The following is a 12,569-nucleotide window of genomic DNA, read 5'->3' on the forward strand; positions in this document are numbered from 1 at the left end:
GCATGCCCGTCCGGGGCATGCAGCTTTCTTGTGTCCGGCAAAAAGGCGCGCATGATACCAGCTCGTCCTGCGCCGGAGAATTTCTGACCGGACCGCCAGCATCCGTTCGTCATCCAGCATAGTCGCGGGTGCCGACCAAGGGAGTGCAACTTGTTCCACCAGGGTGGTCTGAGTCTCTATGATCCTGGCCTGACCGGCCCTTCTGCCTGATTCGCAATCGATGAAACGCTCGATACCGCTCCTCTTCGCCGCTCTGCTGGCCGCCTGCGCCGGTGCTCCGCCGAGCGCCCCGCAGCACAGCTTCGACGTCCATACCCTGGCCGAACGCCCCTCGGCCGGCACCCGCACCTTGGCTGACCCACAGGGCAAGGCGGTGCTGGTGGTGACCCAGCCGGTCCTGACCCAGCGCGACGTGCAGCAGGCCGAACTGGCCAGCGTCGCCGACGGCAAGCCGGCGGTGCGCGTGCTGTTCACGCCGGAGGCCAGTCAACGCCTGGCCAAACTGACCCGGGAAGAGCAGGGCAAGGCCCTGGCGGTGGTGATCGATGGGCAATTGAGGCTGTTGCCGAAGGTCGACCGTCCGGTGACCGATGGCCGCGTGCTGCTCCAGGGCTTCGCCAGCCGGGCCGAAGCGGAAACGCTGGTACGCCGGCTGAACGAACTTCGAGATACGCCGGTGCAACCGGAGCAGGGGGCGGGTGGGCAGCCGTAGCTTCTTTATGGAGGTGCCTGAGGCGCGGGGTTTGTCGTAGGGCGAATAACCTGGAACAGGTCATCCGCCGATGGCCCGATGGCGGATAACGCTGGCGCGTTATGCACCCTACGAAGCGATATTCAGCGCGGAACGCTTTTCGAGGGGCCGAGGAGAGCGCTCAGTCCTTGCTCGCAAATGCTCCCGCTGCGGGGTTTGTTCGCGAGCAAGCTCGCTCCTACAGGTTTGGACCGCCTTTCGCACCAATGAAAAAGCCCGGCATCTGCCGGGCTTTTTCGTTTCGCGGTTCGGGCTTAGGCGCCGTATACCGGGAACTTGGCGCAGATGGCCTTGACCTTCTCGCGCACGCCGTCCACCACGGACTCGTCGCCCATGTTGGTCAGGATGTCGCAGATCCAGCCGGCCAGTTCGCGGCACTCGGCTTCCTTGAAGCCGCGGGTGGTCACGGCGGGGGTGCCGATGCGCAGGCCGGAGGTGACGAACGGGGAACGCGGGTCGTTCGGCACGCTGTTCTTATTCACGGTGATGAAGGCGCGGCCCAGGGCGGCGTCGGCGTCCTTACCGGTGATGTCCTGCTTGATCAGGGACAGCAGGAACAGGTGGTTCTGGGTACCGCCGGAAACCACGTCGAAGCCGCGCTCGATGAACACGCTGGCCATGGTCTGGGCGTTCTTCAGGACCTGCTGCTGGTAGGCCTTGAACTCGGGCTGCAGGGCTTCCTTGAAGCACACGGCCTTGGCGGCGATCACGTGCTCCAGCGGGCCACCCTGGGCGCCCGGGAAGACAGCGGAGTTCAGCTTCTTCTCGATCTCTTCGTTCTTGCGAGCGAGGATCAGGCCGCCGCGCGGGCCGCGCAGGGTCTTGTGGGTGGTGGTGGTGACCACGTCGGCGAACGGAACCGGGTTCGGGTAGACGCCAGCGGCGACCAGACCGGCCACGTGGGCCATGTCGACGAACAGGTAGGCACCGACCTTGTCGGCGATGGCGCGGAAGCGGGCGAAGTCCAGCACCTGGGAGTAGGCCGAGAAGCCGGCGACGATCATCTTCGGCTTGTGCTCGACAGCCAGGCGCTCGACTTCGTCGTAGTCGATCAGGCCGGCGTCGGTGATGCCGTACTGCACAGCGTGGTACAGCTTGCCGGAGGAGGAAACGCTGGCGCCGTGGGTCAGGTGACCGCCATGGGCCAGGCTCATGCCCAGGATGGTGTCACCGGCCGACAGCAGGGCCAGGTAGACGGCGGAGTTGGCCTGGGAGCCGGCATGCGGCTGGACGTTGGCGTAGTCGGCGCCGAACAGCTCCTTGGCGCGGTCGATGGCCAGCTGCTCGACGATGTCGACGTACTCGCAACCACCGTAGTAGCGCTTGCCCGGGTAGCCTTCGGCGTACTTGTTGGTCAGCACCGAACCCTGGGCTTCCATCACCGCCGGGCTGGTGTAGTTCTCGGAGGCGATGAGCTCGATGTGCTCTTCCTGGCGCTGGGCTTCTTGCTCCATCGCGGCGAAGAGTTCGGCATCGTAGCGGGCGAGGGTCAAATCACGGCTGAACATGGCGGTCCTCTTAAGGATCGGGTGCTGGGAAAGGCGCGCATTCTAACCCAAGGCGCCGGTGCTGGCACATGAAAGGCGGTCATGTGGCTGACAAGCGGGGTTCAAGGCATGGCGGTACGCGGAATTGAGAGCGGTTTGGCACCGATGGTGGGCCGGGCGTAGGGGCAACTGTCTTTTGGGCTCCCGCGCTCGCGGGAGTGACGGTGTCATGCATCGCCCTCTGCACACGTCATCCCCACGAACGCGGGGACCCAGAAAACTATGTAGCGGACTTCGTCCGCGATCGATTTCCGGCGGCTCCCAGCCGGCCGGTGGCACATCGCGGACGGAGTCCGCTCCTACGCAAAGCCGGACGCCGTGCCGTGCGATCAGCCCAGTAGGAACAACGCGTTGCTGGCGAACAGCGCGGCGAACTGCTCGGGCGGAACCGGGCGGCCGAAGAGGAAGCCCTGCACCTCGTCGCAACCGTGTTCGCGCAGGAACTCCAGTTGCTCGTGGCTCTCCACGCCCTCAGCGATCACCATCAGGTTCAGGCTGTGGGCCATGGCGATGATGGCGCGGGCGATCTGCGCATCCTGCTCGCCGTGGGGCAGGCCGTCGACAAAGCTGCGGTCGATCTTCAGCACGTCGATGGGGAATTGCTTCAGGTAGTTGAGCGAGGAATAGCCGGTGCCGAAGTCGTCCACCGCGATGGCCAGGCCCAGGCGCTTCAGCCCACGGAGAATCTGCATGGCCTGGGACACGTCGCTCATCAGGATGCTCTCGGTCAGCTCCAGTTCCAGGCAGGCCGGCGGAATGCCGGTGTCCCTGAGAATGCCGGCGATACGCTCGCCCAACTGGCCGTCGGCGAACTGCCGGGCCGAGAGGTTCACCGAGATCTTCGGCACCCGCACCTTGTCGCGGTGCCAGGCCTTGAGTTGCAGGCAGGCCTGCTCCAGCAGCCAGTCGCCGACCTGGGCCACCAGGCCGAGCTCTTCCAGCACCGGGACGAACTCCGTCGGCGGGATCAGTCCGCGCTTGGGATGCTGCCAGCGAAGTAGCGCCTCGGCGCCGGTCAGGCGGCGGCCATCGCCGGTGAACTGCGGCTGGTAATGGAGGATGAACTCTTCCTGCTCGATGGCGCGGCGCAGGTCGCTTTCCAGCTCCAGGCGCTCCAGGGCGCGGGCGTTCATCTCGGCCTGGTAGAACTGGAAGTTGTTCTTGCCCATCTCCTTGGCGTGGTACATCGCCGTATCGGCGTTTTTCATCAGTTGGCTGAGCTCGGCGCCGTCCTGCGGCGAGAGCGCCACGCCGATGCTGGCGGTGACGAAGAATTCGCGGCCTTCGAGGGTGAAGGGGCGGGCGAGGCTGGCGAGGATCTGCTCGGCCACCTGGATCGCCTCCCGCAGTGCCCGCTCCCGGTTTCCCTGACCGGGCAGCAGCAGGGTGAATTCGTCACCCCCCATGCGCGCCACGGTGTCGTCGTCGCTGACGCAATGGCTCAGGCGCTCGGCCACTTCCTTGAGCATGCGATCGCCTGCGGCGTGCCCGAGGGAGTCGTTGATCGGCTTGAAGCGATCGAGGTCGAGGAACATCAGCACCACCCACTGCTGGTGCCGCTCGGCTTGCAGCAGCGCGGTGTGCAGGCGGTCCTGGAACAGCGTGCGGTTGGGCAGGTGGGTCAGGGCGTCGTAGTAGGCCAGGCGGTGGATGCGCCGCTCGCTGGCCTTGCGCTCGCTGATGTCGCTGAAGAAACACACGAAGCTGACCAGGTCGCCTTCCTCGTCGTGCACCGCGGTGATGCCGACCCAGGACGGATACAGCTCGCCATTCTTGCGCTTCTGCAGGATCTCGCCTTCCCAGCTGCCGCTCTTGCGCAGGCTGTCCAGCACGTGCTTGAGCTGGTTGGCTTCCTGGCGGTCGGCGGTGAGCATGCGCGGCAGCTGGTCCAGCACTTCCTCGCCCTGATAGCCGGTGAGGCGGGTGAAGGAGTCGTTGACCTGCACGATGTAGCCAACCGGGTCGGTGACGATGATCGCCGCGGTGGAGTGCTCGAATACCGTGGCCGCCATGCGCATCTCGCGCTCGGCGCGGCGCTGCTGGCTGATGTCCCGGGCGACGCCGAGCAGGCCCTCGAAACCGCCGTGGTCGTCCCACATCAGGGCGATGCGCAGCTCCACCGGAATCTTGTGACCGTCGGCGTGTATGCAGTCGAGGGTGAACAGCTGTGGCGCCGTGCTCTCGCGCAGTTCGGCAAGGCGCGTGGGCTCGCCGATGGCATCGTGCAGCCGCTCCAGCAGGGTGAAGAGGCGTTCCAGCTGTCCCGGGTTGGCGGCCACCTGCTGGAAGCCGTTGTGCAGCACCCAGTCCGCGCTGTAGCCAAACACCTGCTGGATCGACGGGCTGACGTAGTTGAGCTTGACCTGGGCGTCGGTGGAGACGATCACGTCGCTGATGCTCTCGGCCAGCATCCGGTAGCGGCGGCCGCTTTCGCGCAGAGAGTTGTGCGCCTCGACGGTGGCGGTGATGTCCTTGGCCACGCCGATCAGCCGGGCCACGCGGCCGGCGGCGTCACGGGTGAAGGCCTGTTCGCGGATGTCGAACCAGTGCCAGCTGCCATCGCGGTGGCGCCAGCGCAGCTGGCTGTCGAGTAGCAGGCCATCGCCCACCACCTGCTGCAGATTGCGCACGCGCCAGTAGTACTCGACGTCGTCCGGGTGCAGCACCTTTTCCCAGAAGCGCTCGCCCATCGCGCGCAGTTCGTCGGCGCTGTAGCCGAGCTGGTAGCCGAGGTTGTGGTTGCTGAAGATCACCCGGCGCGCGGCGATGTCGTGGATGTACAGGGTATCGGGCACCGCGCGCACCGCGTCGGACCAGAACTTCTCGCGCTCGACCAGCGACAGCTCGACCTGCTTGCGCGAGGTGATGTCGGAGAGGCTGAGGGTGACCGCGTGGAAATCCTGGATCATCTCCGGCACGCGCAGTTGCAGCCAGAGATGACGTTGTTCGCCCTGGCGCGTCTGGATGCAGGCTTCCAGCTCGATCAAGCCGTGGCCGGCAAGCACCGCACTGAGCACCTTGCTGCGTACGCCGTCCGGCCGCATGCCGGCGCTGCCGAGCAGAATCTGCCACGCCTGCTCGGTGGTGGTGACACCCATCAGGCGCTTGGCGACGTTGTTGATCTCGGTGATGCGCACCTGGCGCAGCAGCCCGGGCAGGCGCTCGGGTTGCGAGGCGATCCAGTCCTGCAGGTCGTTCTGCCGGCGCAGGTTGAGGTCCACCAGGCTCTGCCGCAGTGCCGACAGGTCGAGGACGCAGAGGGCCACGCCAACGCCATCGAAGATGTCCTGGTAGCGGCGGCGCGTCTCTTCGAGGATGTGCAGCGCCTGCTGCTCCTCGGTGACGTCGCGCAATACCCAGACCTGGCCGCCCTGTGGCAGGTTGCCGCGCAGGACCCAGGGCAGCTCGGAAGCGAGGGGGTTGTCGTCCAGCGGGCGGCGGCTGACCGCGAACAGGCGTGCCTGCCCTGTGTGGTTGACCCGGACCAGCTCGGTGCTGCCGCTGTCCGGGAGGGTGGTGTCGCCGTTGAGTTGCGCGCCCAGCCCCGGCAGGAGTTCCAGCAGGTGATGGTCGGCGGCCTGGTCGGCCTGGATGCCGAACAGCTGTTCTGCCTGCGGGTTGAGGTAGGCCAGGCGGCCGTCGGCGCGGGTCACCAATACGCGCTCGTCGATGGCGCCCAGGGCCTGGGCGGCCTGGCGCAGGCGCTGCTGGGAGTCGGCGGTCAGTGCGCGCAGGTTCTGCTGCTCGCGTTGCAGGCGCAGCAGGGCGGCGCCGGTGACGCCGGCGAGTAACAGCAGCAGCGCCAGCTCCCCGACCAGGCGCGGGAGCAGAGCGGTGCGCACGCGCTGCGCATCGAACAGCGGGTGCAGTTGCCAGTCGGTGTTCTGGATCGGCAGCCCAGTGAGGCTCTGCGCCTGTTCCAGCGGCGAGGCGGCGGTGAGCGGGCCGGGCCGGGAACCGCTGGAGCGGCCGAGGACCTTTTGCCGTACCTGGTCCTCGAGAATCCACGGCGGTGCATCCGGGCGGATCTGTGCGACCCAGCTGCGGCGAGCCTGCCGCTCGTCGAGGCGGATGACGCTGTCACCTTCGCCGGACACGGTGGCGCCCAGCCAGATGTAGAACACGCCGCCGTTGTCTTCGCTGAAGGCGTAGTGATAGGTCTGGCGGCCGGCGCGCTGGCGCATGGCGGCGATGAAGGCCGCGTCCTTGAAACCGATCGCCGAGTCGCGCAGCGGCAGGCCGTTGCCGTCCAGGCGCACCAGGCTATGGAAGGAGGGATAGATGCGGCGCAGTCCATTGATCAGGGCGGGTTCGCCGTCGATGTCGCCGCGATCGTCGCGCTGCCGGAGCAGGGCCTGCGCGCCAAGCGCCTTGAGCTCCAGGGTCAGGGAGATGCGCTGGGCCAGCTGCTCGCCGTGCAGCACCACCCGTTCGCGCTCGAAGCGCTCCTGGCTGCGGAACTCCTGGTGCAGCTGCCAGGCCAGCAGGCCGAGCATCAGCAACACCAGCAGCAACAAGGCTGTCCGGGTCGCCACGCGGCCAGGCCTGGCCAGGGAGTCCGGGGATGAACGGGGTGTTGTAGACAAGGACCTGTTACCTGGGGGGCGATACGGCGGAATTCGGCATGATTAGGATGCCCGGAAGTGCGGCTATGTGCCAGTACGGCCGACGAGCGTCGTTTGCCCTTCCCAGCCCATTCCGGTAGCTTTGCCGCACGCGCGCGGGTGAAACGACCGCGCCACGATTCGCGCGAAGGCTCTGAACCGGCCCTTCGCGCCCGCCGGTGGGATCGCTCCACCGTACCCGGCCAGCAGCGCCGGCGATCCGGAACCTGCCGCAGTCCGTTCCGGCCCATTCCGATCACTATTCATCCCAGAAGTCAGGTATCCATGGCTCAATACGTCTACACCATGCATCGGGTCGGCAAAGTCGTACCGCCCAAGCGTGAAATCCTCAAGGACATCTCCCTGTCGTTCTTCCCCGGCGCCAAGATCGGCGTGCTCGGCCTGAACGGTGCGGGTAAATCCACCCTGCTGCGCATCATGGCTGGCGTCGACACCGAGATCGAAGGTGAAGCCCGCCCGATGCCCGGCATCAACGTCGGTTACCTGCCGCAGGAGCCCAAGCTCGACCCGCAGGCCACCGTACGTGACATCGTCGAAGAAGCCGTAGGCCAGATCAAGCAGGCCCAGGCCCGCCTGGACGAAGTCTATGCCGCCTACGCCGAGCCGGACGCCGACTTCGACGCCCTGGCCGCCGAGCAGGCCAAGCTGGAAGCCATCCTCCAGGCTTCCGACGGTCACAACCTGGAGCGCCAGCTGGAAGTCGCCGCCGACGCCCTGCGCCTGCCGCCGTGGGATGCGAAGATCGAGCACCTCTCCGGTGGTGAGAAGCGCCGCGTGGCCCTGTGCCGCCTGCTGCTGTCCGCCCCCGACATGCTGCTGCTGGACGAACCGACCAACCACCTGGACGCCGACTCCGTCGCCTGGCTGGAACACTTCCTCCACGACTTCCCGGGCACCGTGGTAGCGATCACCCACGACCGCTACTTCCTCGACAACGTCGCCGGCTGGATTCTGGAACTGGACCGTGGCCACGGCATCCCGTTCGAAGGCAACTACTCCGGCTGGCTGGAATCCAAGGCCAACCGCCTGGCCCAGGAAGCCAAGCAGGAAGCCTCCCACGCCAAGGCCATGAAGGCTGAACTGGAGTGGGTACGCCAGGGCGCCAAGGGCCGTCAGGCCAAGTCCAAGGCCCGTCTGCAACGCTTCGAGGAACTGCAATCGCAGGAGTTCCAGAAGCGCAGCGAGACCAACGAGATCTACATCCCGGCAGGTCCGCGCCTGGGCGACAAGGTCATCGAGCTGCATAACGTCTGCAAGGGCTACGGCGACCGCGAACTGATCGACAACCTGTCGCTGAGCATTCCCAAGGGCGCCATCGTCGGCGTGATCGGCGGCAACGGTGCGGGTAAATCCACCCTGTTCCGCATGCTGACCGGCAAGGAACAACCAGACTCGGGCACCATCGAGATCGGCGAAACCGTGCAGATCGCCAGCGTCGACCAGAGCCGCGAAATCCTCGAAGGCAACAAGACCGTGTGGGAACAGGTGTCCGACGGCTTCGAGCAGATCAAGATCGGCAACTACGAAGTCCCGTCGCGCAGCTACGTCGGCCGCTTCAACTTCAAGGGCGGCGACCAGCAGAAGTTCGTCAAGGACCTCTCCGGTGGTGAGCGCGGCCGCCTGCACCTGGCCCTGACCCTGAAGCAGGGCGGCAACGTGCTGCTGCTCGACGAACCGTCCAACGACCTCGACGTGGAAACCCTGCGTGCGCTGGAAGAAGCGCTGCTGGACTTCCCCGGCGCCGCCATCGTGATTTCCCACGATCGCTGGTTCCTGGACCGCATCGCCACCCACATCCTCTCCTACGAGGACGACGGCAAGGTGGTCTTCTTCGAAGGCAACTACACCGAGTTCGAAGCCGATCGTAAAAAACGCCTGGGCGACGCTGCCTCGCAGCCGCACCGCGTGCGCTACAAGAAGCTGGCGTAAGCCGCTTCCCAAAGAAAACGGGGCCTTCGGGCCCCGTTTTCGTTTCCAGGCTTTTTACCGGCCGGGCTCAGCGGCTGCGCTTGAGATCGTCCAGGGCGCGGCGCTGTTCTTCCAGCTGGCGCTGCAGCGTGTCGATCTGTCGCGCCTGGTCCTGCAACGTGCGTTGCTGCTCTTCCAGCTGGCGTGACATGCGCTGCAGGTCGTCGGTGCTGAACGTCGATTTGTGGATCACTTCGCTGTCGAATGTATCCGCCACGACCAGTGCACCGGATTCGGTGAAATTGCCCAGTTTCATGGCCGCGAGGGCGGTCGGAGCGAGGCAGCAAGCCAGAGCGACGAGGAGTGCAGCAGAACGTGTGGACATCGGGATCATCCTGATCGGCTGATTTTGATTGTTTCGATTGTCTATTGATTTTGTATACAAAAATCTGTTTTTCTGCCGATTCGGCAGTCTGTGAATTTATATTTTTGCACCACAAAGATTCATAAAAGCGTCACGCTGCACTATCTCAGTGCGGCGTGGATTGTTAGAGTCTGCCGGCAAAAAGCATCAAATAACCAGAAAAGTACCGGTGAGATATGACGCAATCCGTTGACTCGTTCCTCGAGCGCCTCAAGCGGCGCGACCCCGATCAGCCCGAGTTCCACCAGGCGGTGGAAGAAGTGCTGCGCTCCCTCTGGCCCTTCCTCGAAGCCAACCCGCACTACCTGCAGGCCGGCATCGTCGAACGCATTGTCGAACCCGAACGCGCGATCCTGTTCCGAGTGCCCTGGGTGGATGACGCCGGTCGCGTGCGAGTCAACCGTGGTTTCCGCGTGCAGATGAGCAGCGCCATCGGCCCGTACAAGGGCGGCCTGCGCTTCCATCCTTCGGTGAACCTGGGCGTGCTGAAGTTCCTCGCCTTCGAGCAGGTCTTCAAGAACTCCCTGACCTCCCTGCCCATGGGCGGCGGCAAGGGCGGCTCGGACTTCGACCCGAAGGGCAAGAGCGATGCCGAAGTCATGCGCTTCTGCCAGTCGTTCATGAGCGAGCTGTTCCGCCATGTCGGTGCAGACCTCGACGTGCCGGCCGGTGACATCGGCGTGGGTGCCCGCGAGATCGGCTACCTTTTCGGCCAGTACAAGCGCCTGTCCAACGAGTTCACCTCGGTGCTCACCGGCAAGGGCATGGCCTACGGCGGCAGCCTGATCCGCCCGGAAGCCACCGGCTATGGCTGCGTGTACTTCGCCCAGGAAATGCTCAAGGCCCGCGAGAGCGGCTTCGACGGCCAGCGCGTGGCCATCTCCGGCTCCGGCAACGTGGCCCAGTACGCCGCGCAGAAGGTCATGGAACTGGGCGGCAAGGTGATCTCGCTGTCCGACTCCGAAGGCACCCTGTTCTTCGAGGCCGGGATGATCCTGGAACAGTGGGAAGCGGTGATGGAGTTGAAGAACGTCCGTCGCGGCCGTCTCAGCGAGATGACCGGCCCGGGCCTGCGCTTCCTCGCCGGCCAGCGTCCGTGGTCGCTCGCCTGCGACATCGCGCTGCCCTGTGCGACCCAGAACGAACTGGATGCCAACGATGCGCGCACCCTGCTGGCCAACGGCTGCGTCTGCGTCGCCGAAGGCGCCAACATGCCGTCGACCCTGGAGGCTGTGGATATCTTCATCGAGGCCGGCATCCTCTACGCACCGGGCAAGGCTTCCAACGCCGGTGGCGTGGCCACCAGCGGCCTGGAAATGAGCCAGAACGCCATGCGCCTGCTGTGGACCGCCGGCGAGGTGGATCAACGGCTGCACAGCATCATGCAGAACATCCACCATGCCTGCGTCTCCTACGGCGAAGAGAATGGCCGAATCAACTACGTGAAGGGCGCCAACATCGCCGGCTTCGTCAAGGTTGCCGACGCCATGCTGGCGCAGGGCGTGGTCTGATCTCGCCTGCAGCATGAAAAACGGGCCCGATGGGCCCGTTTTTCATTCCGGCCGCTGCCGCTGCTTTTTTAGGAGTAACTGTCTTTGGGCTCCCGCGTTCGCGGCAGTGACGTTTCATGCACCACCACTCTGTACACGTCTTCCCCGCGAACGCGGGGACCCAGAAAACAACGTAGGAGCGGACTTGTCCGCGATGGCCCGAGCGAACGAACATCGCAGACGGAGTCCGCTCCTGCGAGTGCAGTCCGGCGTGGCTCAATCCACCGGTCGCGGCGTGGTCGCCGTGCTCGGCGGCAGCAGCGGGTATTCCACCTTAGGCTGCTTTCCGCTGAGGGTCTTGAGGAAGGCGACGATATCCCCGACTTCCTCGGCGCTGAGCTGCTTGCCCAGCTGCGCGGTGCCCATGATTGCCACGGCTTCCTCCAGATTCCAGACCTGTCCGCTGTGGAAGTACGGTGCGGTGAGGGCGACATTGCGCAATGGCGCCGCGCGGAACACGTACTCGTCGCTCCTGGTCTTGGTCACCTCGAAGCGCCCCTTGTCGCCGCTGGGCAGGACCTTGCCATCGGGCTTTTTCACCAGGCCGAACGGGAAGTAGGCCTGGCCACCCAGGTTCACGCCGTTGTGGCAGCTGACGCAGCCTGAGCTCATGAAGGTCTGCAGGCCTTTCTTCTCCCTGGCATCGAGCGCACTGTCGTCGCCCTTCAGGTACAGGTCGAAGCGTGAGTCGGGGGTGATCAGGGTTGACTCGAATGCCTGCAGGGCCCGCGCCATGTTGTCGAAACTGACTGGCTGCTGCTCGCCGGGGAAGGCCTTGCCGAACGCCGTGACGTACTCGGGCATGCTTCTCAGTGTGGCTTCGACGTTCTTCGGCGTGTTGTGCATTTCCACCGGATTCTGCACCGGCCCCTTGGCTTGCTCCTCCAGGTCCTTGGCGCGGCCATCCCAGAATTGCGCGACGTTGAAGACCGCGTTGAACACCGTGGGCGAGTTGCGGGCGCCTTTCTGCCAGGCGTGGCCGCTGGAGGTCGGCACGTTGTCGGCGCCACCGGTGCCGATGTTGTGGCAGGTGTTGCAGCTGATCACTTGGCTGGCGGACAGGCGTGGCTCGAAGAACAGCTGCCGACCCAGTTCGACCTGATCGGGGGCAAGCGTCTCGCTGGGTTGCGCGGGGATCGGTTTGAAGATGCCGTTGGCGTTGTCGAGCAGGGTGTCGGCATAGGCGGCCGAGGTACTGGCGGCCAGCATCAGAGTGCCCAGGATCCGTTTCAGTGGTGGCATGGAGAGTTCTCCTTTCTCAGGCTGTTGGTCATTCGCTCTGAGTCCTAGGAGAGGCCAGCCGGTGTGCGGCGGGTTTGACTGGCGTCAAGTAGGCGGGAGTGTCTACCTCGAACTGTTGCGGCAGTCTCAGTTTCCGTGCAGGGCGCGAGACAGCACAGGGTCTTTCTCCTGCTCCCAGTCGCGGTCACGATCACCATTACGCTGCGCCTCATAACGCTGGCGCTCCTGGCTGACGCACTGGCCCCTGGTATTGCTGAAAAGCATCGCCCCAGCCCAGGACCTACTGCTGGTCTACCAGTTAGCGCGGCCGGTTCTTGCGGAGCTCGCCGATGATCGCCCCCTCCGCCTGGCGGCCACTGCCGCAGCGGTCGTCGAAGCCGTCGGCATAGGCGGGCCGATAGCCTTGGTCGATCAGCGTCGTGTGGGTGGTCTCGCAGCCGGCGAGCGGCGGCAGAAGCAGGATGAGTATGGCGCGGGGCGCCATAGGGGCTCCGTGTGCCGAAGGGCGGGCGCACACGCCGG

General features: G+C 65.3%; 8 protein-coding genes. 3 read left to right on the top strand and 5 right to left on the bottom strand.

What is annotated here, in order from left to right; genetic code table 11:
- Positions 1–220: 220 nt before the first annotated feature.
- Positions 221–712, top strand: coding sequence for a hypothetical protein (locus GA645_RS04615; RefSeq protein ID WP_152220385.1), 492 nt, complete (start codon positions 221–223; stop codon positions 710–712).
- A gap of 293 nt (positions 713–1,005) precedes the next feature.
- Here GA645_RS04615 and glyA read toward each other — a convergent pair whose 3' ends face one another.
- Together glyA and GA645_RS04625 are read right to left on the bottom strand one after the other, a co-directional pair.
- Positions 1,006–2,259, bottom strand: coding sequence for a serine hydroxymethyltransferase (gene glyA / locus GA645_RS04620; RefSeq protein WP_152220387.1), 1,254 nt, complete (start codon positions 2,257–2,259; stop codon positions 1,006–1,008).
- 368 nt (positions 2,260–2,627) lie between these two features.
- On the bottom strand, positions 2,628–6,794 hold the full coding sequence (locus GA645_RS04625; RefSeq protein WP_152227906.1) for an EAL domain-containing protein: 4,167 nt from the start codon (positions 6,792–6,794) through the stop codon (positions 2,628–2,630).
- A 393-nt stretch (positions 6,795–7,187) separates the two neighbouring features.
- Between GA645_RS04625 and ettA the strand changes: the two genes are divergently transcribed.
- Positions 7,188–8,852: an energy-dependent translational throttle protein EttA gene (ettA, locus tag GA645_RS04630; RefSeq protein ID WP_152220389.1), complete on the top strand. Its 1,665-nt coding sequence runs from the start codon at positions 7,188–7,190 to the stop codon at positions 8,850–8,852.
- 67 nt (positions 8,853–8,919) lie between these two features.
- Here the strand turns inward: ettA and GA645_RS04635 are convergent, their stop codons facing one another.
- Positions 8,920–9,216 (bottom strand): hypothetical protein, encoded by a 297-nt coding sequence (locus GA645_RS04635; RefSeq protein ID WP_256676066.1) that lies wholly within the window; start codon positions 9,214–9,216, stop codon positions 8,920–8,922.
- 215 nt (positions 9,217–9,431) lie between these two features.
- Between GA645_RS04635 and gdhA the strand changes: the two genes are divergently transcribed.
- Positions 9,432–10,766: an NADP-specific glutamate dehydrogenase gene (gene gdhA, locus GA645_RS04640; RefSeq protein WP_152220391.1), complete on the top strand. Its 1,335-nt coding sequence runs from the start codon at positions 9,432–9,434 to the stop codon at positions 10,764–10,766.
- 255 nt (positions 10,767–11,021) lie between these two features.
- Here the strand turns inward: gdhA and GA645_RS04645 are convergent, their stop codons facing one another.
- Together GA645_RS04645 and GA645_RS29250 are read right to left on the bottom strand one after the other, a co-directional pair.
- Positions 11,022–12,047: a cytochrome-c peroxidase gene (locus tag GA645_RS04645; RefSeq protein ID WP_152220393.1), complete on the bottom strand. Its 1,026-nt coding sequence runs from the start codon at positions 12,045–12,047 to the stop codon at positions 11,022–11,024.
- 298 nt (positions 12,048–12,345) lie between these two features.
- Positions 12,346–12,531 carry a hypothetical protein gene (locus tag GA645_RS29250; protein WP_372239778.1) on the bottom strand — a complete coding sequence of 62 codons (186 nt, stop codon included), beginning with the start codon at positions 12,529–12,531 and terminating at the stop codon, positions 12,346–12,348.
- Positions 12,532–12,569: the final 38 nt, after the last annotated feature.

This window comes from Pseudomonas sp. SCB32 (assembly GCF_009189165.1).
In the GTDB taxonomy this organism is placed as follows: Bacteria; Pseudomonadota; Gammaproteobacteria; order Pseudomonadales; family Pseudomonadaceae; genus Pseudomonas.

Coding starts and splice junctions, on each gene's coding strand:
- GA645_RS04615 (WP_152220385.1), top strand. CDS start 221: ATGAAACGCTCGATACCGCTCCTCTTCGCCGCTCTGCTGGCCGCCTGC.
- glyA (WP_152220387.1), bottom strand. CDS start 2,259: ATGTTCAGCCGTGATTTGACCCTCGCCCGCTACGATGCCGAACTCTTC.
- GA645_RS04625 (WP_152227906.1), bottom strand. CDS start 6,794: ATGCTCGGCCTGCTGGCCTGGCAGCTGCACCAGGAGTTCCGCAGCCAG.
- ettA (WP_152220389.1), top strand. CDS start 7,188: ATGGCTCAATACGTCTACACCATGCATCGGGTCGGCAAAGTCGTACCG.
- GA645_RS04635 (WP_256676066.1), bottom strand. CDS start 9,216: ATGTCCACACGTTCTGCTGCACTCCTCGTCGCTCTGGCTTGCTGCCTC.
- gdhA (WP_152220391.1), top strand. CDS start 9,432: ATGACGCAATCCGTTGACTCGTTCCTCGAGCGCCTCAAGCGGCGCGAC.
- GA645_RS04645 (WP_152220393.1), bottom strand. CDS start 12,047: ATGCCACCACTGAAACGGATCCTGGGCACTCTGATGCTGGCCGCCAGT.
- GA645_RS29250 (WP_372239778.1), bottom strand. CDS start 12,531: ATGGCGCCCCGCGCCATACTCATCCTGCTTCTGCCGCCGCTCGCCGGC.